The 21437-nt window shown below is 44.3% G+C and carries 22 protein-coding genes; 7 read left to right on the top strand and 15 right to left on the bottom strand.

Going from position 1 to position 21437, the window contains the following annotated elements:
* Positions 1 to 19: 19 nt before the first annotated feature.
* On the top strand, positions 20 to 562 hold the full coding sequence (locus tag MZ182_RS06970) for a hypothetical protein (RefSeq protein ID WP_126492314.1): 543 nt from the start codon (positions 20 to 22) through the stop codon (positions 560 to 562).
* Positions 563 to 1499: 937 nt separating this feature from the next.
* On the opposite strand, the gene MZ182_RS06975 is transcribed toward MZ182_RS06970, so the two are convergent.
* Together MZ182_RS06975 and MZ182_RS06980 are read right to left on the bottom strand one after the other, a co-directional pair.
* Positions 1500 to 2165 (bottom strand): recombinase family protein, encoded by a 666-nt coding sequence (locus MZ182_RS06975; RefSeq protein ID WP_172599595.1) that lies wholly within the window; start codon positions 2163 to 2165, stop codon positions 1500 to 1502.
* Between the two features lie 323 nt (positions 2166 to 2488).
* Positions 2489 to 3406, bottom strand: a complete 918-nt coding sequence (locus tag MZ182_RS06980; protein ID WP_248069317.1) for a tyrosine-type recombinase/integrase — start codon at positions 3404 to 3406, stop codon at positions 2489 to 2491.
* A 197-nt stretch (positions 3407 to 3603) separates the two neighbouring features.
* Here MZ182_RS06980 and MZ182_RS06985 point away from each other — a divergent pair, with 197 nt between their 5' ends.
* From MZ182_RS06985 to MZ182_RS06995, 3 genes are all read left to right on the top strand, one after another.
* Positions 3604 to 3987: a VOC family protein gene (locus MZ182_RS06985; protein ID WP_011919047.1), complete on the top strand. Its 384-nt coding sequence runs from the start codon at positions 3604 to 3606 to the stop codon at positions 3985 to 3987.
* A gap of 101 nt (positions 3988 to 4088) precedes the next feature.
* Positions 4089 to 4538, top strand: a complete 450-nt coding sequence (locus tag MZ182_RS06990; protein WP_248069335.1) for a GyrI-like domain-containing protein — start codon at positions 4089 to 4091, stop codon at positions 4536 to 4538.
* Between the two features lie 52 nt (positions 4539 to 4590).
* A complete protein-coding gene (locus MZ182_RS06995; RefSeq protein WP_011789924.1) occupies positions 4591 to 5268 on the top strand; it encodes a helix-turn-helix transcriptional regulator in 678 nt (225 codons plus the stop codon).
* Here MZ182_RS06995 and MZ182_RS07000 read toward each other — a convergent pair.
* From MZ182_RS07000 to MZ182_RS07025, 6 genes are all read right to left on the bottom strand, one after another.
* Entirely contained in the window at positions 5248 to 5550 is a 303-nt protein-coding gene (locus MZ182_RS07000) for an AzlD domain-containing protein (RefSeq protein WP_011789923.1), read from the bottom strand. The genes MZ182_RS06995 and MZ182_RS07000 overlap by 21 nt on opposite strands.
* Positions 5547 to 6428, bottom strand: a complete 882-nt coding sequence (locus MZ182_RS07005) for an AzlC family ABC transporter permease (RefSeq protein ID WP_248069319.1) — start codon at positions 6426 to 6428, stop codon at positions 5547 to 5549. The genes MZ182_RS07000 and MZ182_RS07005 overlap by 4 nt, the downstream gene beginning before the upstream one ends.
* Before the next feature lie 128 nt (positions 6429 to 6556).
* Positions 6557 to 7393: an AraC family transcriptional regulator gene (locus MZ182_RS07010; RefSeq protein ID WP_011789921.1), complete on the bottom strand. Its 837-nt coding sequence runs from the start codon at positions 7391 to 7393 to the stop codon at positions 6557 to 6559.
* 189 nt (positions 7394 to 7582) lie between these two features.
* Positions 7583 to 8239: a Vat family streptogramin A O-acetyltransferase gene (locus tag MZ182_RS07015; protein ID WP_248069327.1), complete on the bottom strand. Its 657-nt coding sequence runs from the start codon at positions 8237 to 8239 to the stop codon at positions 7583 to 7585.
* Positions 8240 to 8269: 30 nt separating this feature from the next.
* Positions 8270 to 8785 (bottom strand): ClbS/DfsB family four-helix bundle protein, encoded by a 516-nt coding sequence (locus MZ182_RS07020; protein WP_248069328.1) that lies wholly within the window; start codon positions 8783 to 8785, stop codon positions 8270 to 8272.
* Positions 8786 to 8842: 57 nt separating this feature from the next.
* On the bottom strand, positions 8843 to 9160 hold the full coding sequence (locus MZ182_RS07025) for a hypothetical protein (RefSeq protein WP_014610273.1): 318 nt from the start codon (positions 9158 to 9160) through the stop codon (positions 8843 to 8845).
* A 224-nt stretch (positions 9161 to 9384) separates the two neighbouring features.
* Here MZ182_RS07025 and MZ182_RS07030 point away from each other — a divergent pair, with 224 nt between their 5' ends.
* A complete protein-coding gene (locus MZ182_RS07030; RefSeq protein ID WP_248069333.1) occupies positions 9385 to 9762 on the top strand; it encodes a hypothetical protein in 378 nt (125 codons plus the stop codon).
* 23 nt (positions 9763 to 9785) lie between these two features.
* Here MZ182_RS07030 and tnpC read toward each other — a convergent pair whose 3' ends face one another.
* The 3 genes from tnpC to tnpA all read right to left on the bottom strand — a co-directional run bounded on the left by tnpC (position 9786) and on the right by tnpA (position 12016).
* Positions 9786 to 11288 carry an IS66 family transposase gene (gene tnpC / locus MZ182_RS07035; protein ID WP_248085115.1) on the bottom strand — a complete coding sequence of 501 codons (1503 nt, stop codon included), beginning with the start codon at positions 11286 to 11288 and terminating at the stop codon, positions 9786 to 9788.
* Positions 11289 to 11375: 87 nt separating this feature from the next.
* A complete protein-coding gene (gene tnpB, locus MZ182_RS07040; protein WP_088585868.1) occupies positions 11376 to 11720 on the bottom strand; it encodes an IS66 family insertion sequence element accessory protein TnpB in 345 nt (114 codons plus the stop codon).
* Positions 11717 to 12016 carry an IS66 family insertion sequence element accessory protein TnpA gene (gene tnpA, locus MZ182_RS07045; RefSeq protein ID WP_248085116.1) on the bottom strand — a complete coding sequence of 100 codons (300 nt, stop codon included), beginning with the start codon at positions 12014 to 12016 and terminating at the stop codon, positions 11717 to 11719. The genes tnpB and tnpA overlap by 4 nt, the downstream gene beginning before the upstream one ends.
* Positions 12017 to 12026: 10 nt before the next feature.
* Here tnpA and MZ182_RS07050 point away from each other — a divergent pair, with 10 nt between their 5' ends.
* A complete protein-coding gene (locus MZ182_RS07050) occupies positions 12027 to 12656 on the top strand; it encodes a hypothetical protein (RefSeq protein ID WP_248114742.1) in 630 nt (209 codons plus the stop codon).
* Positions 12657 to 14098: 1442 nt separating this feature from the next.
* Complete coding sequence (locus tag MZ182_RS07055; protein WP_248066385.1) at positions 14099 to 14914, top strand: hypothetical protein; 816 nt, start codon at positions 14099 to 14101, stop codon at positions 14912 to 14914.
* Positions 14915 to 15525: 611 nt separating this feature from the next.
* Here MZ182_RS07055 and panP read toward each other — a convergent pair.
* The 4 genes from panP to MZ182_RS07075 all read right to left on the bottom strand — a co-directional run bounded on the left by panP (position 15526) and on the right by MZ182_RS07075 (position 21314).
* A complete protein-coding gene (gene panP / locus MZ182_RS07060; RefSeq protein WP_248066387.1) occupies positions 15526 to 17175 on the bottom strand; it encodes a pyridoxal-dependent aspartate 1-decarboxylase PanP in 1650 nt (549 codons plus the stop codon).
* Positions 17176 to 17408: 233 nt separating this feature from the next.
* On the bottom strand, positions 17409 to 18593 hold the full coding sequence (locus tag MZ182_RS07065; protein ID WP_248066389.1) for a glycerate kinase: 1185 nt from the start codon (positions 18591 to 18593) through the stop codon (positions 17409 to 17411).
* A 59-nt stretch (positions 18594 to 18652) separates the two neighbouring features.
* Positions 18653 to 20011: a GntP family permease gene (locus MZ182_RS07070; protein WP_011789909.1), complete on the bottom strand. Its 1359-nt coding sequence runs from the start codon at positions 20009 to 20011 to the stop codon at positions 18653 to 18655.
* 295 nt (positions 20012 to 20306) lie between these two features.
* Positions 20307 to 21314, bottom strand: a complete 1008-nt coding sequence (locus tag MZ182_RS07075; RefSeq protein ID WP_248066391.1) for a catalase family peroxidase — start codon at positions 21312 to 21314, stop codon at positions 20307 to 20309.
* Positions 21315 to 21437 lie beyond the last annotated feature (123 nt).

Below are 21437 nucleotides of genomic sequence, written 5' to 3' on the forward strand. Positions count from 1 at the left end.
TAAGGTAAAGGTTTGAAATATGAAAATAGTTATAAATATTAGTAAGGCGTTTATCGTTTTTTGTTTATCTTTCAGTTCATTAACTCAAGCAAAAGTATCAATCGATAATTGGGCAGTAAATACATCTCATGGTTTAACAATATTTACTACGCGTGGTGCTACAGTCTATAGCCATGATCTGGGGATTGCAAAAATGCCTGAGGATTGTTCAATAGATCATCTGATTGTCCATTACACAAGCTATGATAATTCTATTAAAGACATTGAAGGTAAAAATGTCATTGTTAAATTTAGCAATAAACAACATTCATTCGATGCAGAATTACTTGTTGTAAATGTAAAAAATGCCACAAAAAGGTTATCAATAGTCTCATTAACCACTTCGGATGGGTTAACATCGAACATGAAGAAAATGCTTAATAGTGAAGAACCCCTTACTGTTGAGATTGTGTCACCTTTAGACATAGCTAAGAAATTTGATATCGCCGAAGAATATTTTGTATTGGAGAACTATAAAAAAGCATATGCATTAGCTAATAAACAATGTTTAGGGGTTAATTGAATATAAGTATGGCATGTAAAATGTACATGCAGTTTATATAATTACTTGTCTATCATTGTTAAATTTATCTTATGTATTAGTTTGTTGTCGTGATATAGCCGAGGTCGTAGTTTACTTTAATATAACAAAATGGTGATGATGTTAAAAATGTTTTAGGTAGGCATATTTGATTAGCTAATAAAGTATACTTTAGTTAGGGGTAAGTTAATCGATATCAGCGACTCAATAGGCCCAATAGGTTGCTTTTACCTAACTTCTTTATATCTTTAAAATCTCTTACTAGAGGCCTCTTAAGGTCTTAATCTTTTAAGAAGATAATAAGAAATTAAACTAGGAGCCTTCTATTACCTTCTTTAGGCCTTTATCAAAGACTTTGTGTGTGTAACTTGAAGATAATCTCCGCGCCAACCCTAAGGCCATAGGTGGGCGAAATACTGGCCTTCCACCAGCCAATCACTTCACTTAGCTAAATTGCTCATCGCGGCCTTGACGATGTTCAACTAAATTACTGAGATTGACTGGTTGCAATTGAATGCAGGAAAGTGAGTATTGATTACCCTGAGGAGGCAATCTTAACGGTGATTAAAAGTGTGTGTTTCTGGGACGCCTAGATGGCTAGTATTCTCTCTAATAGTGGTACTAATTGATTTCTAAATAAAATCAATGGCTTACTGCGATGTTAATAATTGCGGACTTTTATTAACAAATACGTGTCAAGTTGGCTCTATCAAGTCCGCAATTGCGGACAAACTAGGTTCGGCTATTGGCCTATTCTAGGCCCTCTTATTGGTCTTCATTATTGTCTTCTTCAATAGCGGTACACATTAGACAGTAACGCAGTAGCTAGAATTGGGTAACTGTTTGTTTTTATTGAATAAACTCATCGCAAACCCGCGAATATCCGACGGACAAATACCCGACAGGTTTACTAGGTTATCTAGGCCTCGGATTGCTTCTTAACCCGTTGAACCGTTGATACAGAACAATCTAATAACTCTGCGGTTTTCCTGATACTCATGGTCTGCAAGTGGGTAATGATGGCCTCATGTAGCTGAGCATCTTTATTCTGTCCACCCCAAGTCTTACCCTCAGCCTTAGCCTTTGCTATCCCTTGGGCCTGTCTAGCCCTTCTAGTCTCATAATCGTCTCTAGCCATACCAGCGGCTAGGTCTAGCATAAAAGCCGTTAGAGCGCGTTGTATGAAGCCTGAGTTATTATCTGTTGTGGTTAGGGCTGAGTGTGTCTGAGGTTGGTCAACGATAACGATGATTAGCCCCTTAGCGGCTATCTTGGCTTTAAGTGATTGCCATAACTCCCAAGGTAAACGACTTAACCTGTCCATCTTTTCAATCAATAATATGTCGCCCTCTGAGGTTTCCTCAATAAGCCTGTTAAGCTCTGGACGGTCTGAGCTAGTACCTGATACATTTTCTTGATAAAAGGTTGTGACGGTCATTCCATGGGCTTTGGTGAATGCCATTAACTCAGGCTTAGCCCGACTGCTATCTTGCTCGCTGGTGGACGCTCTAAGGTAAGCTCGAATAATAAGTTTAGGTGTATTCAGCATGTGGTATCGGTCGTTATCTGATTCAGGTGTATTCATTTGGTATCGCAAGCCTAGGTAATTGGGAAAGTATCTTTGTATTCATTTAAGTATACTTGCTGAATACGCTTGGTCAAGTAGATATTCTTATTCTGTTATGAGTTAGGGATGAGGTAACAAGTGATGCTATTCACATTTTCAATACTAAAGAGTGAGGGGCTAATAAAACTGGCAAGCCTCTAATAATTGGTTTGAATAGTCTTGAGAGGGCTGTAAGCCCCCTATGGGGGAAACTAGGTAAGTCGACTCATACACTAGTTGCCGTACATTTCTCTCTCACTTTTTGAAACTCCAATATCAACGACTTAGTAAACCGATAGCAATTACTCTAATAAACTAACTAAATCACTCGCCTTTATGTGGGTATATCTCGCCAACATGCTGATATTCCTATGTCCTGAAATGGCCTGAAGTTGAAGGGTATTGAGTTTACGGTTTGCATATCGTGTAATGGCTGTGTGTCTCAATGAATGAAAACACAGTGCCTTAGGTAGGTTTAAACGATCACAGGACCGCCTAAATGCTTGGCTAACTAGATTAGGTTTAGTTGTGAATAGAAAGCCTCCCTGAGCTGTGCTAATGGCTTCCTTGAGTACCGCCAATGCTCGGCTATTTAACGGCACGTCCCTGTCAAAACCATTCTTAGTATTGGTTAGCCTCAACGTCTTTGTCTGCCAGTTAATACATTCAGTGGTTATGCTAAGGCACTCGCTGCGCCTCATAGCTGTTTCATAACTTAAGATCACCAGAGGGGCAACCTTAGGCGATATATTGTTGAGTAACATCTGATATTGAATAGGGTCGATTACGAGTTCCCTAGGCTTGCCAGCCCTAGGTAATTTGTATCCTTCAAGGATATTAGGTAGATGGTTAAACTTGAGTATACGGCTGAGTAATTGAAGCTCTAGGCGGATAGTGGAATCGCTAACTAAGGTCTGCCTTTCTTGGGTATAGGCCGCAATGTGCTTAAGCGTTATATCCATCGCTTGGAGTGGAAGCCCCTTGATTAAGTTAGTCGCTCTGTAAGTAGTTGCCTCAGTGCCTCCTCGACCTTTTAGTGTATTTAGATATAAGTTTGAACAATGCGCTAGTGAGCCTGCAATCAAGATATGGCCTTCTATTTGGCTTACCCAAGCCTCTGCCTCAGCTTTTGCTCTAAAGGTCTTGGTGATTGCCTTTTGGCCTTTGGAGCGCACCATTGCGTTAATATTGCCGCTAGGTAATGTTCTATAAGTTGCCATGTACACGTCCTTTACTTTGTACACAGACTTTCCTTGCTAAGGCAACGACTTAAATTTTACGAAGGCTCGATCATTACTGACATCATGCTGTCAGTAGCCTTGTTTTATGCTTGTTGTCGCCCGTTAATGATTCTGTCCTGAATTGTACGAATAAGGTTTTGAATCATTGATATTTTTTCAACAAGGAGAAAGTGAAAATGTTATCTATTGCACCGTTAGTTTGGGGTGAAATTCCTGTCAGTGACATGAACCGTGCTGTTGCTTTTTATCAGCAGCATTTTGGGGTCGAGTTTAAACGTGACGATATGGAAGACATGGAATATGCGACCATAGTCACTGAGGATGCGAGTGCGGCGAGCATAGGGCTAGTCAAGTGCAGTATGAGCCAGCCGTCAATGCAGGGCAGTACTGTGTATTTGCATTTCAGCACCCATTTGCAACCTTTAGTGGATAAACTCGCTGCCGCCAATGTGAATATTTTGCTGCCAGTGACGCCGATTAATGATGGAGAGTGCGGTTACATTGCGTTATTTGCCGATAGTGAAGGCAATAAAGTGGGTCTGTGGTCTAAGGATAAGTAGTCTCGAGTGATTAATGTATTAGCGTCGTGGCCTTATGGCATGACGCTAAAATCACGCAATTAACTAAAGCATGGGTTTAGATTTTTATGGAAGAAACAAAGATGGATGTGGTTTATATTGATGCTCGACCCTTACTTGGACTCAGTACCTGCACGAGCAATAGGGCTGAAATGTCCGCCGATAGCGCGAAAATAGGCGGTCTGTGGCAAGCCTTTTTTGAATCATCCCAGCTCACCGCTATGCTCAATTCGCCCATGTATGGCGTGTATTATGATTATGAGTCAGACATGAATGGCGAGTTTTCTGTGCTGGTGGGTAAGGCAATTGATGCCCCTGTTGATACAAGTCATTTTATGCCATTGGAGCTTAACGCGGGCAAGTACCTAAAATTCACCGCTCAGGGTGATATGCCCCAGTGTGTTATCGATCTTTGGGGGCAAGTGTGGGGTTATTTTAGCGCGGCTGAATGTTTGCATCAGCGACGTTATCAAACGGATTTTGAAGTCTATCTTAGTGCTACTGAGGTTGAGATCTATATCGGGATTTTATGATTCAAATTGTAAAAAACATTTAAGAGTGAATTAAAGGATTAAATCAGAACTAATGCGCCGCGCTGACCGCCTATTTCAAATAGTGCAAATTCTCAAACATAAACGCCTGACCACAGCCCAAGAGTTGGCTGAACGGTTAGAGGTGTCCACGCGCACGGTTTACCGTGATGTGCAGGATTTGTGTTTAAGCGGCATTCCTATTGAAGGGGAGGCGGGGGTCGGCTATTTGTTGCGCCACGAGGTGAATGTTCCGCCCTTGATGTTTAACGAAGCCGAATTGGAGGCGATTCAAGTTGGCATGCGTATGGTGCAAACTTGGGGTGGCAAAGAACTCGGTAGTGCCGCTCGGCAGGCGATGATTAAAGTCGAAGCTGTGTTGCCTAAACGATTACAAGCCTACCAATCCTTAATGTTTTCACCGGATTTTTACCTCGACTCCAATGAGTTTCAATTCCTTGACCCTTTGCGTAATGCGGCTCAGCGCCGCGAATACGTCAAACTCTTCTATCAAGATGTCAAACTGGATGTTACCGAGCGGGAAGTTAGGCCGCTCGCCATCTATTTTTGGCGTGGTACTTGGACCTTACTGACATGGTGTGAGCTACGTGCTGATTTTCGTAATTTCAGGGTCGATCGCATCACAGGCCTTGTGCGGTTAAATCGCCATTTTGATCTCACTCTCGGGCAAGAGCTTGAAGATTATATTTGCCTAATGGATAAAGAAAAATAGTCCCATACTTAGCACTGTGGTCAGCAAGGTATTACGGGTGACGAGCGCCAACACTGTAGCGACTATGGCGCAGATGAGATAGCTGTTATCTAGGCTGAGATCAAGCTGACCTTCTTGCACAAACACTATGGGTGCAAAGATTGCAGTGAGTACCGCAGGGGCTGAGTAACTTAAAAAGGTTTGGGTGCCCTTACTTAATCGCAGTGGTAGTTTAGGCTCAAGTAGTAAATGACGACTGATAAACACAACCGCCGCCATTGAAAAGATCATTAACCAAATCATGCTTTTTCTCCTGACAGTGTTTTTGTCTCAGTCAGACTTTCATTACCAGTATTCGCCTCAGTTTTTGTCTTAATGTCAGGCCCAGCTTCTGTATCCATTTCTGTTTTGGCCTGTGTGCTTGCTAACTGACTTGCGGATTGTTCTGCGCGTTCCGTTTCTTTGGTCACTTTGGCGTAAAGTACACCTGCCGTCATTCCCGCAATGGCGGCAATGAGCAGTCCCGCTTGAATTTTAAAAACGGCGCATACCACTGCTAGGGTGAGCGACACTAATACACAGACGAGAATCGATGGTTTTTTTATGGTAGGAACGACCAGAGCGATAAAGGTGGCTGCGATGGCAAAATCTAATCCCAACTCACCTAAATTCTCGATAGCATTGCCCGCCACTATGCCAAGTAGTGTGGCTATGTTCCAACCGATATAGAAACTCAAACCGCCGCCAAGGGCGTACCAAGGGTCGAACTTATGCAACTTGCCTTGATTGGCGATGGCAAATAGTTCATCTGTGAGCAAAAAGCCCAATGTTAGGCGCCACTTTAACGGCAACGGACTGATTTGACTGCGCATCGCCATTGCATATAACAGATGGCGTGAGGTGATGAGTAACGTCGTAATTAAGATACTCCACAGACCAATACCAGCTTTCACCATGCCTAGTGCCACTAATTGAGCAGCGCCCGCAAAGATAATCGCCGACATGGCTTGGCTCTCAATGGGCGTTAACCCAACTTCAATGGCGAAGGAGCCCGCTAAAATGCCCCAAGGTACAACCGCTATCGTCAACGGCATCATGGCCAAGGTGCCTTTTAAAAATGCCTTGGATTTTGTGGGATGCACAGGATAAACATCAGGTTTTATAAGCTTGTCCGTGGCCACTTTGGCTCCTAAAAATAGCGGCGACGCGAGGGTCGCTATTAAACAATGAATACTTGGATAAGGTTGCTTGCTTAGTTAATCGAGGAGAAAGCAAGAATGAGCATGGTAGATTAACCTAAAGTGGTTGTTTAGGCTTGGATAATATTGCGGCCTATTTCTTTGGCAAATTGCCCTGGCGTAACACCGACTGTCTTTTTAAAATGTCGATTCAAGTGACTTTGATCGTGAAAACCACAATCGAGGGCGACATCGAGCAGCCGTGTGCCTTGTTTGATTTTTCCTTTGGCGAGTCTTACTCTGGCCTGAATTTGGTAAGCATGGGGTGGTAAGCCGTAATAACGCTGAAATTGCTTCAGCAAATAATAGGGGCTTAATCCCGCGAGTGTTGCCAGATCTTCAAGGGAGATGTCGGCCGCAGGATGATCGTCGATAAAGGATTTCACCAGTGCTAACGCAGGCTTAGCGATTACAGCGAGGTCATCGCTTGGGTGATTCTTGCCATGGCGTGTCATCAACTGTGTCAAGCTTGAATAGACCAAGCTTTCGCGCAGTAAGCGATTGTCCGATGTATCTAAGGTAGTAAAGGTGAAGCGCAGTAATTCGGCTAATTCAGGATCGTACACTACGGGCTCAGGGAAATAGGGCGCACCACGGTTTGATGCTAGATCACTGTTAATATTGGCAAACTGTGCGGGTACTGGATACATGGCTCGATAGGACCAACCGCCCTCTGTGGCGCTACAGCCATTATGGACTTCGTCGGCGTTAACGAGAATGATGCTGTGCTTTGGCGCCACATGGTTGCCACCCGTGCGATAAAAACGCTGCGCCCCCGTTTCAATCACCCCGACGGTGTAACCTTCGTGGGTGTGCCGACTAAAGTTTTGTTTATGGTAGTGGGCATTGAGTAACTCGAGGCCACCTAATTCATCGGCAATCTGGTAGGCCGCATGTTCTGTGTTCACACTAGGCCTCCGTGTTTAGTGTATGAATGGGCGGGGTGTGCCTGATAATAACCCAGAAACCCTCAGTGCTTTTGTACAAAATTGCGCATATTGGATTTTGTTTGCGTTTAATGACGGTTTTTTTATGTTTGTTGCTTAATGCTTGTCGCTTGAGATTTTTCGTTCAGTCCTGTTCGCGATAGGCGTTATTTATGTCGCCTGCTGTAATGTTGTGAGTTCTGCACCTGCGATAGCCTCTAGGTGTTGAGTGATTTTTTCTATCGGCCAATCCCACCAAGCGATAGCAACAAGCCCATCTATCACAGTTTGCTCGAATCTCAGCTTGATCACTGTGGCAGGATTACCGCCAACCACTGCGTAGGGCGGTACATCTTTTGTCACTACGGATTGACTGGCAACAATGGCGCCGTGGCCAATTTTCACCCCAGGCATGATAGTGGCGTTATAACCAATCCACACGTCGTTACCGATACAGGTGTCGCCCTTAAAAGGTAAATCTTCGTGCTTGGGCGCCGCTTTCTCCCAGCCATTGCCGAAGATATAAAAAGGATAAGTCGAGAAGCCAGATACTTGATGATTGGCGCCATTCATAATGAATTTCACGTCTTTCGCAATGGCACAGAATTTACCGATATTCAGTTTATCGCCAATAAAGTCAAAGTGATAAAGTACATTCGACTCGAACCTCTCAGGCCCTGCTGGATCGTCATAATAAGTGTAATCACCGACGATAATGTTCTCGCGGGAAATAAAATTTTTAAGAAAGCCAACCTGAGGAAAGCCTTTCATCGGCGCTTTATCGTTGGGGTTTGGGCCTAACCGCGGGTGAGAGTGGGGACTTGGCATGAATACCTCCGTGCTTAAAAGACTCGCTTGCTATGCTAACGCATTGTCTTTTTTGAATCGTCGTACTTTGGTACGCATATTCTTCATCGGGGAGTAAGTATTGAATTGGATCATACGGCCCAGAGTCCATTTATCATACCAAGTTACTCCATATAACTGCTGATCACTGAGGCTAGCAATCAGCGTTGACAGCTTTTTCATTGTCAGTTCATATTCATTAAGTAAATCAGCATATTGCCATTGGCGATATTCTCGGTGAAATCGCTCTGCTAATAATCCCAGTTGATTCCATTTATAACCCGTATCGGGAAAATCAACGGGGAGTGCTTGCGATGTTAACTCGTACCATTTGAGCACTAAGCTACCCCAACCAATAAGGTAAGCGATTGTATCACTTACACTAATTTGTGTGCCTTTGATGTTTCCTTCTATGCTGCACACACGGGACATTTGGGCTGGGATTGAACGATAGTCTGCCATCAATTTGGGGAAAACTGAGCGAATAGCCAATTCAAGTTCTTGTTTTGATTGGGGTACAGATGACATCACTACCTCGTCTACATTAGATGCTTAGGCTGAGTTTAACATCATCTATTGGGCTATTTAGTATTCACCTGTCACAATAAGCTCTTGTTCAATAGATTCAACCACTAAGGCAAGCGTACTATTGTCTCGCTTAAAGCCGACAGAGCAAATTGCCATCGCGCCGTTACCACAGGTTATTTCGGGGTAATCTGCTGTTATTGGCGTTTCATCTTCTGCTACAGGCGCTAATACCCAGCCAGCAGCTAATAAACTTGATTTCACCTCAGTGTACTTTTTACCCCATAACGCGCTGGTGTCCTGTGCTGGAGCATATAGAGGCAATGCGCCTAGGCTTAGCATGATCACAGGGAGAAGGATTTTTCGCATATAAAGCATCTTAGTTCCTATGTTGTTTAGAGCTTGTGGACGAGCAATCATATCATCAAACCCTATCGATAAAGGTGCGATTTATCCCCCTTAATTCAGTTTATACTTATATTGCTGCACGTAATAAACGATCCATTTACCTGCTGTATTTTCTCCCATCGGGTAGGTTAGCAATCCATCTACTATAATGGAGGTGCATAAAAGGAATGTTATCTAGCGCACAGAGCTTATCTATGATTAATTCATTGAGAATAGGTATATTAGTTAAACTGCTTATTTGGGGAATATGTGTATATACTCCGATTTCTTATGCTGTTGATGTTTTTATTATCAACCATCCCGAATCTGAAAATGACCATCGATATGAATATACCTATGATCTCTTAACATTAATTATTGAGGCCACTCAAGCTGATTTTGGGGATGCATCGCTGCAAGTGTCTGATGTAGTTATGAGCCGAAATCGCATTTTTAGGTCATTAGTCGATGGACAAATTGTCAATGTGATGGCAGAAGCCTCAAATTCGCTGTGGGATGAACAACTTATCCCGATAAAAATCCCTATTCGTAAAGGGATTCAGGGATTCAGAATTTTTATTATTAAAAAGTAAGCGGTTAATGAACCAGTGAAGCCCTACTCAATTCCACTGAGATAAACATTCCATGGCATCAGATCCGACATATCATCGGCGATTGAACGCTTTGGCAACTCCGTGAACAGGTGCCGGAAGTAATAATAGGGGTTGATGTCATTCGCCCGACACGTCATGACCAAGCTATACAGATTGGCACTGGCTTTCGCACCACCGACTGACGTTGAGAACATCCAGTTTTTTCGCCCCGTCGTGAACGGCCGGATATCCCGCTCTGTCACATTGTTGTCGATGCTGATATGTCCATCTTCCAGGTAGGTCAGCAGCTTAGGCCACTGATTCTTGGTGTAGGTGATGGCCTGGCCTAATGCTCCTTTGGGCAGCACATTCAGGCTATCGAGCCACGCTTTGAAGTCATTCAATATGGGGAGGCTTTCTTGCATCCTCAGCTGTTGGCGGGCTTCGGCCGACAGCGTTTTGGCTCGCTTTTCTATCCCATACAATTTGGCGATAAAGGCCAGGGCCTTTTCGGGTTTCCCTGCCTTTTTCGAAGGGGATGCCTTTTGAGCATCGGTGAACTTGCGGCGCACATGCGCCATGCACGCGGCTTGAGTGACACCGTCTACCGTGTCATACGCACTGTAACCATCTGACAACAGATAACCATGGTAATCACCAAGGAATTCGCGCACACAAGCGCCTGCTCGGCTGGGGTGATAGTCGTAGATGACGACGGGATTGGGGGTGAACTCGCCGCTGCGATAAACCCACATATAGGATTTGGACTGGGCCTGTCTGTCTTCTTCTCTGAGCACTTGCACCGTGGTTTCATCGGCGCAGATGAGGGATTCTTTTAGGAGCTGCGCTTTCATTGCATCGATAATGACCTGCACTTTACTGCCAAGCTGCACACACCAGTTGGCCAAGGTGGCGCGACTAATATCTATACCCGAGCGGTTCAGGATATCTACCTGACGGTAGAGCGGCAGTGCATCGACGTATTTGGCGGTGACCACGGCGGCGAAGGCCTCGGCACTGCCAAGGCTTTTAGGGAGCATACTCGCCGGTTTTGGAGCTGTGACCACTTTGCTGGTTTCGGCTGTTTGCTCGCAGTGGCGACAAGCATATTTGGTGCGCTCATGGCGAATGACACTCACTCGCTGAGGTAGGATTTTCAGGGTTTCGCTGATTTCCTTACCGCATTCATGTAAAGGCGCATCACAGCAGTCGCAATACGGCGCATTTAAGGTATGGGTTTGCACCTCGCGCTCAAGGTCAGCAGGCAGCGGTTTACGACCCGTTTTTCTGCGCTCTTTAGGTGAGGAAGGCAACGCGTTTTGCTGTTCAGCTTCGTTGAACGTTCCTTTGGCGACTTTTTCGCTTTGGGCAGCGAAGCGTTTGGATTTGCTGAGGTTGAGCTGCTCAACGAGCAATTGCACCTGCGTTTTGAGGGCGGCGACTTCCTCCTCTTTGGCCTGCAACAATGCATCCTTGGCAAGAAGCATGGCCTTGAGTTGTTCGATGTCATTGGGGAAGTCGGTCATTGGGCATCATCTTACAGCATTCAATAGTCCCCAGTGTGACGGTTAAAAAGGATCGTTCAAGTGCAAAATTACGATCAGTGTCTAGCATCACACTTCTAGCCCATTTAAGGGCCGATGGGCTTTGTTGTTCTCGAGTGACAGCCCAGAGAGCAACCAGTGAAGTTGCGGTTTGCTAATGACAATCACGCCCTGGGAATTCGGGCGAGGCCATTTGAAGGTACCGTTCTCCAAACGGCGATAGTAAAGCCAAAACCCGTTGGTATCCCAAAACAAGATTTTGAGTTTATCGCGTCCGCGATTACAGAATATAAACCAGGCCTCGCTGAACGGGTCCATGTCGAGTTGTTCGGCGACAATGAGCGACAGACCATCGATAGACTTTCGCATGTCGGTGACACCGGAGACCAGAAAGACCTTGCCGGAGGGAGTCATTGCAAGGCATCTACCCAGTGTTTGATCTGAGCGGTACTCAGTGTTGTTGGTAATTCAGCGCGAATACCATTGGCAAAAGTAATGATCACCGACTCAGCCTTCGTCTCTTCATATTCATTGAAAATAATAGGCTGAAGTGTTTGCGTTGCGTCAGGAGAACGCAATCGCTTAGACCAATAGTAGAAGGTTTGATAACTGATGCCGCTGTCTGCACAGAATTGCTTGATGGAAAGCATGCTTTGTTTTTGTTGCTCAACAACTGTTGCCCAATGGGCGCGCTTTTGCTCTTGGTTCATAGTGCCTCCGATGAAAAAGGCACTATGTCAAAGTATTGGTATTATTGGTATGTGGGGTTTATTAACCGCTTACATTAAAAAGGAGAATTTATCTATTTTAGCCAATATAAACACACTGGCACAGTTAACGTCTTTAGATACAGGTTCAGGTAGTCAATGGTCTACTAAAGTAGCAATGCAACAAGCAGGTTTCAACGTGATAGAAAGTACTCAGTATGACAATTTATTCAATATGTTATCTATGGGGCGCTTTGTGACATTTGGCCGAGGGGTTAATGAAGCTTTTCAAGAAGTTGAACTGTTCAAGCAACGTTATCCAGATTTCATTGTGGATGACAATATCCTGCTACATATACCGCTGGCCACCTATTATTATGTGTCTCCTAATCAGCCTCGGTTAGCCCAGAGAATACAAGTCGGTCTTAAAAGAATTATTGCGAGTGGTCAGTTTGATAAATTATTTTATCAGCGTCACTGTGAATTTCTGTTAAAAAGTAAACTGAATGAAAGACGGATTTTTAAAATAGATAATCCATTAATCTTAGAATCAGAAATCACTTCAATTGTAGGTAAGGATTTTTTGCTTAATCCAAAAGATGATTTTTCGGTATTATGTCAAAAATATCGAGGTATCAACTGAATATCACGCCTGTATATAATCCACAGCGGCTTATAAAACCTCTCGAAATCTACAATATCAGTAGCAACGCAAATACCCTCAAGCTAAATCATTTTCTCAACTCGGCCTAGCGGCCATAATTTTTCCTGCATCTGGCTGCAAGATTTAAATAGTATTTTCGTTAGATGAAGCCATTTGTTGCTAATTTGTCGGTAAATAATAAAATTGACGAGTAATTTACTTATCCATATGTAGTTGATTATAAATACCGTTAATTATTAACAAAACCCATACCTGTACACATTTTTCACTATAATCTTTCATTTTCAAGCTGGTATTTATGGGAATGTCTTCCACCTTTAATCTTAGAGATATGTAGATTTCCTTACTCTTGCCCAGCCAGCAGCCAATAAACTCGATTTCACCTCTGTGTACTTTTTACCCCATAACGCGCTGGTGTCCTGTGCTTGAGTAAAAGCAGACTATGCACCAAGACTTAGCATGATCAGTGGCAAAATGATTTTTCGAATATAAAGCATCTTAGTTCTTATGTGATTTAGGGCGGTGGGTGAGTAAGGCTACCATATAGCAACGCTCACGTGCTTGATGATGAGACTATAAACCGTGTCACAATTAAGCACTTTCATTCCAGTGACACGCCATTAACTCATCCCTGAGGGCTCGACGACGGCATCCATGCCGTCAACGGTCACTTCCATGATAGTGCTTAATTTCGTTAATTCCGGTGTATCTTTTCAGCCAGCTTCCACACTATTGATTTTCATTTCAAGTCAGCACATTAGGGCATAAATTCACTTTTAGCTTTCAAAATATGTGGATGTTCTCACTCTTCATACCACGATTTAGGAGGGGGTCAGATGCTTTTTATTTTAAAGGCTAAATCAACGTCGTGGGGCTTCACCCCACACCCGACCAAGGAGGACTGCTCGTCCTATCCTCCTTGGATGCTCCAAGACGCCCCTAACGGAGTTCAAAGCCCCTTGGGCATTTAGCGTCCTTATGCTACCGCGTCAGACGCTCGTCCCTGATTCGACTGACGCTATCTCGGCATCTGATAGGCAGGATGTCTGAATGTCGTGAAGTGCATGGATGCACGAGAACGACCATGCCTCGCTCACGCAACGAACGCAAATGCCCTGCGGCAACTCCGAGGGGAAGTGTATTCTGTTACTTCAGAGTTAACTGTTAATTCAAAAGATTCAAGCCTGTCTTTTCTTCTATCTTATTTGTGGTCGCCTAAGCCGCGCCGCCGACCGCCGCATGATGGCCGCAGAAATGGATATTAGTCCCAGTGTACTGTTCAAGCTGGTACCGTTGGATTATGTGATGAAGGATATGAACACCAATGAGGTCGTCAAAGGCAAAATTACTTCTAAATCAGTGGAGAAAATAATGACTAATAGGTAAGATTTTGCTAACTACCAAAAATTATAAGGATTTACATGTCAGACCCATTATCATTCTCAGTATTTAAAGAAATTTTCTCCTTTATAAATGCACTTAATGGAGCAATAATTATTTTGCTGACATTTATCCTTCTTTATTTTTTTGGTGATTTTGTTAGTGCTGAGTTAGTCAAACATAAAATTAATATTTTTGGTGAAGAAAATAACACAATACTACTACTTCTTATCTTTCTTTGTGTGTCAGTGGTTATAAAAAGTTTGACTATTGGAATTTACAACCGTATTTGCAACTTTTACTCTAATTATAAAGAGTTCAAGAAGAAGTCGAAAATTGACAAAGCTAACAGAATTAGAATCATTCAATTAGTTAAGTCATTACAAATTCCTGAATTAATTGTTTTAGATTACTTATTAGAAGCTGAAACTCTTGATTTTTCTAGATTTGACGATAGGTACATCACGTTGCGAAATAACAGGCTGATTACGAACATAGGTGAGACGCGAGGGAATGCAGTTTTCAAAATCAATAGTTTGTATGAAAATGAAATACTTACTGCCATTAGTGACTTTAGTAAAGAGTTGGCGTTATCGGTGTGTGATGCCAAAGAAAAGGATGTCAATCTTTGTGAGATAATAAAGTTATTTATGAGTGATGAATGTGTGGAAATACATGCCTCAAAACAAAAGATAAGTTATGTTCATTTGATTGAGAGAAATTACAGTGGTATTTTTTCTGCAAAACAGGACAGTAACTACAATTGGAAAATTTATTTTAATTTAGAAATTAAATCCCATTTGGAAGATATCTTAAATCTAAAATTGAGAGATTCAGTGATTATACTCAACAAATAATGTACCCGTTAACGGGTACGCTTTTCTCCCGCCTAAAATCTCCGTATACCTATCAGCACACTTAGCCAACGCGGTGAAGCGTAGGCGCGTTAACCCGCCGTGTGGCGCTCAATTCTGCCGTGAGGCTGTGTATCCCAAGGGGAATAACATGCTTAAAAAATACCTGCCATTTGTGGTGATTGCTGTCGGCGTTGTCTATGCCGCTAATCGCTTCCCGTCTGTTCGCCGTTTAATTGGTTAAGGGGTAGAGCATGTGCACAACAGTTAAACTCTCATCTTTTTCAAACGTTGTCGCAGATTACACCGAGATTTGCTAAGGCGAATTCGATTGCGGACGTGACCTTCGATGACATGGATGTCATCGTAGAGCCGCCATGGATGGCTTCACGGCGTGTCACGGAAGCAGTTGAATTCGGCGTACAACAGAGTGATGGATACATGTTTTGAACTCTACCCTACTTTTAATCTTAGAAGGGTTGCTAAAGCTTCTCGCTTGGCCAACGTTGCACTAACTTTGTATCACTAAGCAAAACAGCCGCAAGATATTTGCGGCTGTTTGTGATTAACACTCTGTATTTGAATGAGATTTAAAGCTTACGCTAAATCACTCGCTATTCAGCCACCATCGCCATTAGCGCGGGTAGAAACTCTTTATCTAATGCAGCGATCTCGCTTTGCTCGACCAGCACTTGATTTAGAATTTCATGGCTGGTGAGGGGGTTGGCGAGTACTACGCGAAACACCACGGTCGCTTGCCTAAAATAGCGGGCGGGGGAGATGCGGGTGCGGGAGACGAAGGATTTGCCCTGTTCGCGCTGGTGCTTTTGAATAAACTGGGTAAGCCCATCGAGCAGTTCATTAAAGCGGGCAAGTTTTGCAGTGTCACCTTGCTCAATCGCCACTTGTATCGCGGCTTGCACCTTGGCGGGCACATAACGATAGGTTAGTAGGCAAAGTTCAGGCTCAGTAACTAGCTCAAAATCCTTATGGGCTTTGATTTGTTCGGCAAAATAACGGGCTTTTTCAATGCTGTTATTGATTAAGATTTCATAACCATCGAGGCCGATGATCTGTAAGCAAGCGTGCACTAACATCGCCATGCCGGGGCGCGAACCTTCCAGCGTTTGACTGCCTAAATCCTTTGAACCACGGCGCAAAATATATTCTGCATGGTGGGCAATGGCGTGGGCAAACTCGGGGTTTTTAAATAACACCATGCCAGCGCCCATAGGCACATACATTTGCTTGTGGGCATCAATAGTCACTGAGTCGGCAAGTTCGATACCTGCGAGTAAGTGGCGGTATTTATTGGATAATAAACTCGCACCTCCCCATGCTGCATCTACATGGAAATGGCAATTTAGCTCTTTTGCCAGCGCAGCTAACTCAATCAGCGGGTCGACATTACCGGTTTCGGTTGTACCAGCCACGCCAACAATTGCCAATACCTTGATGTTTTTACGGGCAAGTTCAAGCGCCGCTTCGCGCATCTTGGCGATATTGACTTTATTGTGGCTATCCGTGGGAATACTAATGATATTGTCGCGACCAATACCGAGCAGATCGACCGCTTTACCTAGGGAGTAATGCCCGCGTTCCGAGACTAAAATCGCTAAATCATCATAACCATAATAGCGCAGCGCCTTGAGTAGCCCTTCGCGGGTAACACCTTTAAACTCACCATCTGCCTTTAATAATTGGTTACGGGCAATCCACAGCGCCGTGATATTGGCAACCGTACCGCCCGAACAAAAAGCCCCGAGGGAATGATTCGCACTGTGCATCCAGCTTTGATAAAAATCCGTATTTTGGGCGTAAATCAAATGATGCATCATGCCAAGCACTTGGCGCTCAAGCGGTGTAAATGCCTTAGAAGTTTCGATTTTGACCAGATTTTGATTCAGACCTACCATCATTTTCGACAGGGGCAACACAAAATAAGGCAGGGCCGATGTCATATGACCAATAAAACTTGGCGCAGAGGTATGTACCGAATGCGCCACCAGATTTTGCATAATTTCATCGGTGTAATCGGAGACAAAACGCGGCTGAGTTGGGATCTTAAAGGCTTGAAAATCGGTTTCGATTTCCGACAAAGGTTTTTCGAGCGCGGCAATGCTGTCACCCAAAAAGCCTGCTAAATCCTCGGAAAGCTTCTGCTCGATAATACTTAGCGTCGATTCTGCATCTTCGGGCACGGTAAATATACGCATTAGGCTTTCTTCAGATGCCGTGGCTTGACGAGGGAGTTTTTGGGTCATGGGGCGTGCCGTCTATTAATTTTTATAGTGAAACCGTCAATTCTTCCAAAGAGGACAATGAAACCTAGGACTCTTAAATTCAATCTAACGGATTACCAAAAAGGGAGCTCACTTTACTGCAAGGTCTTTTAGGCATCAAGTAATAAATACAGACGATGCTTCAGGGGTTAAATGGATAAGGCGCCATTGTGACGCCTTGAAGCTGTGATCAATAAGTTCTTCTGGTCTCTGAGTTAACCCCTTGGAATGCCTTGGCCTAACACAATCACTGAGGCGATATTACGTGCAGTATTAGAAAGATTTAGTTTGGCATTTGCCAGTACATCATCAAGCGGACTTAAGTGCGGGATGATAGGGAAAATCGCTGACATTCCTTGCTCTAGAACGGCATTGGCATTTTCCCCTAGGCAGCCAGCAATACCAATCGTTGGGATCCCTTGAAGTTTGGCCTGTTTTAAAACCCCCATTGGGGTTTTGCCAAAAATGGTTTGTCCATCGATGCGGCCTTCGCCTGTGATCACTAAATCGGCACCGCGGATTTTGTCAGCAAGGCCTACGGTTTTCATCACAATTTCAACACCGGGTTTCAGTTCTGCATCTAAAAAGGCCATTACACCAAATCCCATGCCGCCCGCCGCACCTGCGCCAGCTTGTTCACGGTGATCCAAAGTGGCAGTGGTTGCAAACACATTGGCATAGTGAGCAAGGGCTGCATCTAACTGTTTAACCATTTCAGGTGTTGCGCCTTTTTGTGGGCCAAAAATCGCCGAAGCACCCCGTTCACCGCACAGGGGGTTATCTACATCGCAGGCGACTTCAAAGGTACATTCACGGAGTAATGGATGGGCGTTGGTCATATCAATACTGGCAAGATTGGCCAGCGCAGCGCCGCCAGCAGGGAGGCTTTTACCTTGGCTATCCAGCAATAGAATATCCAGCGCCTGAGCCATACCCGCGCCGCCATCGTTAGTGGCACTGCCGCCTAGCCCTAAAATGATGTGCTTTATCCCCCGATTAAGCGCATCACAAATTAGCTCGCCCGTGCCATAACTTGTGGTGATAAGTGGATTACGAAGCTCCCTTGGCACATGGTGTAGCCCAGAGGCAGAGGCCATTTCAATGACGGCAATTGCGCCTTGATGGGGTTTGTTATTTGCGTGACTATTTGAACCATTACCGAGAATGCCATAGTGAGCTTGTACTTTATGCCCAAGTGGCCCCATGACTTCTAGATTAACAATACTGCCGCCTGTGGCATCGACCATAGACTGCACTGTACCTTCGCCGCCATCGGCAACGGGAATTTTAACTATGTTACATTCGGGGATCACCTGTTTAATACCTTGCTCTATGGCGTTGGCGACATCGAGTGCACTTAAGCTTTCTTTAAATGAATCGGGGGCGATAACTATCTTCATTAAAAATCCTACAGCTTTTTGGGCGCAGTCACGCGCCCAAGGATGAGATTAGCGCTAGATTAGAGTAGCACTAGGCTTAGAATATAAACGGTAATCATGGCGGTGACGCCTTGAATTAGGGTTGCCATGGTTTGGGCTTTATAGGCTTGCTTAACGCTCATACGACTAAATTGAGTGACAACCCAGAAGAAGCTGTCATTGGCGTGGGAAACCGTCATCGCACCTGCACCAATCGCCATAACCGTCAGTACTCGGCCCATCTCGCTGCCAAGACCAATATCGCCAAGCATAGGTGCAACCAAGGCAGAAGTTGCCACTAACGCCACAGTGGATGAACCCTGCGCCGATTTTAGTGCTGCGGCGACGATAAAGGGCATAAAGATACCGACCCCAAGGGCTGACAGTGAAGTACCTAAAAAGTCACCAATAGGGGTAACTTTTAACACAGCACCAAAGGCGCCGCCGGCTCCCGTGATTAAAATAATCGGGGCTGCGGTGACAAGTCCTTGGCTAATACGTTCGCTAAATTCACTGATTTTATTTTCGCTTTTTAATAGCGTTAAGGATAAAAACAGACCAATAAGCAGCGCATTAACGGGTTGACCGAGGAACACTAGCACATCAAACAGGGTTTCTTTGCCTAATGGTGCAGAAGGGAAGTTAGCAATAGAGCCTAAACAAATTAACAGGATAGGCACAAAAATAGGTGCGAAGGCCTTTAGTGGACTAGGTAGCGCGCCATAGCTTTGTTTCAGTGATTCATAATCTTCTAATTGTGTTTTTAGCTCATCTGCGCCTTCACCATCTGGCTCAACGCCAGCAAAACGGTTTGCCCACCACATCCCTGCGAGTGATGCTACCGCTGCAACAAATAACCCGACGCCAATCACTAAGCCTAAATTTGATTCTAAGCCTAAGTTACCGGCTGCTGCGATAGGGCCAGGTGTCGGTGGGACAAAAGTGTGGGTTGCATATAAACCTGTGGCTAAGGCAACACTCATCGACACGCTTGAAACCTTCATACGGTTAGCCATCGATTGCTTTAACGCGTTTAAAATGACAAAACCCGAGTCACAAAAGACCGGAATCGACACCAGATAACCGATAATCGACATGGTTAATGTCGGAAAGCGTTTACCTAATACTTTAATAACCACATCGGCCATGGTAATCGCTGCGCCGCTTTTTTCGAGAATAATGCCAATAATTGTTCCTAAAACAATCACTAAGCCGATATAGCCTAAAATGTTACCAAAACCCGTCGTGATGGTTTTGGCGATTTCTCCGCTGGGTAATCCATAGGCGAAAGCCGCAATAAAGGCCGCGAGGATTAAGGTTAAAAAGGGGTGTAATTTAAATTTTGAGGTCGCGATAACAATAAATGCGATCACGCCGATAAGAATAAGCACTAAGTTCATAGTTTGTCCCGTTCAGTTCTTGGCTGAGGTTTTGACTGATATTGTAGGGTGCATCTCTGATTTGGGCATGAGTCCAAATCCGGGGTGCTTTAAGGTCATCCTATTATTGTGCAGGCATATTTGAATAGCTTTGGTTAAACCCACGGAATTACCGAGTTATCCCGCCCCATTTTTGTGCGTGCGCACAAAAATGGTGGGATGAATATAAAGAGAACCGCTTAAATGTTGTCGCTTATGAGTTAATCCCCATTGTCGTGCTAACAATGGGGATTAATGTGGGATTGAGTGGCTGAGGTTATTGCCTGCGAATAAATGACTCAACATAAGCGGCAGTACGGGCATTGAGTATAGGATCGGCCGACGCGGTAATTCCCTTGGGTAATAACAGCGGGTTAAATATGCCTTTATCGCATTGCATCACTTGGGGATCGCTGTCTCTTTCACCATTAATTATCACTTGGCCGACCAACAAGCGCTGGCGGGTTTCAGGCCAGATCACGGTTGGGTCATTAATCTCATCGCCCGCTTCGGCAAGTTGAATATAGAGGTTCCATTGTGCTGGTTGGGTTTTAATGCGCTCGAGTAATTCAGCTTTTAAAAAATCATCACTGAGATCCGAAAGCTCTTTGGCACTGAGGGCGGCAGTACCTGCCACGGGCTCAAAAATCCACTTACCCGCGACCGTTTCACTGTGTTGAGCACCACCTTTTTGGGTGGTAAAGAGAAAACTGTTTACGCCAAAATAACGGCTATTGGCAAAACTTGGGCTGGGTGGCAATTGCTTTAGGTAATCGAAAAAGGCTTTAGCATCGGGCTGATTATCGATAAGCCACTGCCGACCTTCGGCGCCTTGTTTCACCTTGGTCTGAAAGGTAAAAAAATCCTCAAGATTACTGGCAAAAAACACTGGGACGTTAGTCGTCACAAAATTGAGATTTTCCTTTTCACCATCAATTTTGAGGGAAAGAAAGCGTCCAGGAGTTTTATCGGAAATCTGTGGATTTGTTCTTCCAAGGGAAAAGCGGGCGGTAACTTTAATCGCCTCTTGCTGAAAAAAAGGAATATCTAAGGTTTTTTGCAATTGTGGATCTGGCTTAAAAGTGCCTGATGTACAAAATCCTTTCGCATGATTACGCAGCTTTACTGCTTTTCCCGCTGCTCGACTGGCGGCATCGGGTGTACCATTGATGGCATCGACTAATTCAGGAATGGTTTTTTCAGCAGCACTGAGTATCGGTGAAATCAAGGTAAAACCTGCAATAATGCTCGCTTTGACAAGTAACGTGAGTGAGTTCGGGTTCATGGTCATTCCTTTCTATAAATTGAGTCCGGATGGCTCTGACCCAATAAGAAAGGGGATACGGTATAAATCTTTCAATCGACCCATTATTTTTACTTACAGGCTTAGCCTATTTTAGTTTTACGG

Origin of the sequence: Shewanella sp. JNE2, assembly GCF_023159115.1 — a bacterium.
Lineage (GTDB): Bacteria > Pseudomonadota > Gammaproteobacteria > Enterobacterales > Shewanellaceae > Shewanella > Shewanella putrefaciens.

Bases quoted from the DNA above. Each gene is read 5' to 3' on its own strand.
- MZ182_RS07070 (WP_011789909.1), bottom strand. From the start codon at position 20,011: ATGAACTTAGTGCTTATTCTTATCGGCGTGATCGCATTTATTGTTATC.
- MZ182_RS07020 (WP_248069328.1), bottom strand. From the start codon at position 8,785: ATGTCATCTGTACCCCAATCAAAACAAGAACTTGAATTGGCTATTCGC.
- MZ182_RS07075 (WP_248066391.1), bottom strand. From the start codon at position 21,314: ATGAACCCGAACTCACTCACGTTACTTGTCAAAGCGAGCATTATTGCA.
- MZ182_RS07065 (WP_248066389.1), bottom strand. From the start codon at position 18,593: ATGAAGATAGTTATCGCCCCCGATTCATTTAAAGAAAGCTTAAGTGCA.
- MZ182_RS07000 (WP_011789923.1), bottom strand. From the start codon at position 5,550: ATGATTTGGTTAATGATCTTTTCAATGGCGGCGGTTGTGTTTATCAGT.
- MZ182_RS06985 (WP_011919047.1), top strand. From the start codon at position 3,604: ATGTTATCTATTGCACCGTTAGTTTGGGGTGAAATTCCTGTCAGTGAC.
- MZ182_RS06980 (WP_248069317.1), bottom strand. From the start codon at position 3,406: ATGGCAACTTATAGAACATTACCTAGCGGCAATATTAACGCAATGGTG.
- panP (WP_248066387.1), bottom strand. From the start codon at position 17,175: ATGACCCAAAAACTCCCTCGTCAAGCCACGGCATCTGAAGAAAGCCTA.
- MZ182_RS07030 (WP_248069333.1), top strand. From the start codon at position 9,385: ATGATTAATTCATTGAGAATAGGTATATTAGTTAAACTGCTTATTTGG.
- tnpA (WP_248085116.1), bottom strand. From the start codon at position 12,016: ATGAACCAAGAGCAAAAGCGCGCCCATTGGGCAACAGTTGTTGAGCAA.
- MZ182_RS07015 (WP_248069327.1), bottom strand. From the start codon at position 8,239: ATGCCAAGTCCCCACTCTCACCCGCGGTTAGGCCCAAACCCCAACGAT.
- MZ182_RS06990 (WP_248069335.1), top strand. From the start codon at position 4,089: ATGGATGTGGTTTATATTGATGCTCGACCCTTACTTGGACTCAGTACC.
- MZ182_RS06975 (WP_172599595.1), bottom strand. From the start codon at position 2,165: ATGAATACACCTGAATCAGATAACGACCGATACCACATGCTGAATACA.
- tnpB (WP_088585868.1), bottom strand. From the start codon at position 11,720: ATGACTCCCTCCGGCAAGGTCTTTCTGGTCTCCGGTGTCACCGACATG.
- MZ182_RS07025 (WP_014610273.1), bottom strand. From the start codon at position 9,160: ATGCTTTATATGCGAAAAATCCTTCTCCCTGTGATCATGCTAAGCCTA.
- MZ182_RS07055 (WP_248066385.1), top strand. From the start codon at position 14,099: ATGTCAGACCCATTATCATTCTCAGTATTTAAAGAAATTTTCTCCTTT.
- MZ182_RS06995 (WP_011789924.1), top strand. From the start codon at position 4,591: ATGCGCCGCGCTGACCGCCTATTTCAAATAGTGCAAATTCTCAAACAT.
- MZ182_RS07050 (WP_248114742.1), top strand. From the start codon at position 12,027: ATGAAAAAGGCACTATGTCAAAGTATTGGTATTATTGGTATGTGGGGT.
- tnpC (WP_248085115.1), bottom strand. From the start codon at position 11,288: ATGACCGACTTCCCCAATGACATCGAACAACTCAAGGCCATGCTTCTT.
- MZ182_RS06970 (WP_126492314.1), top strand. From the start codon at position 20: ATGAAAATAGTTATAAATATTAGTAAGGCGTTTATCGTTTTTTGTTTA.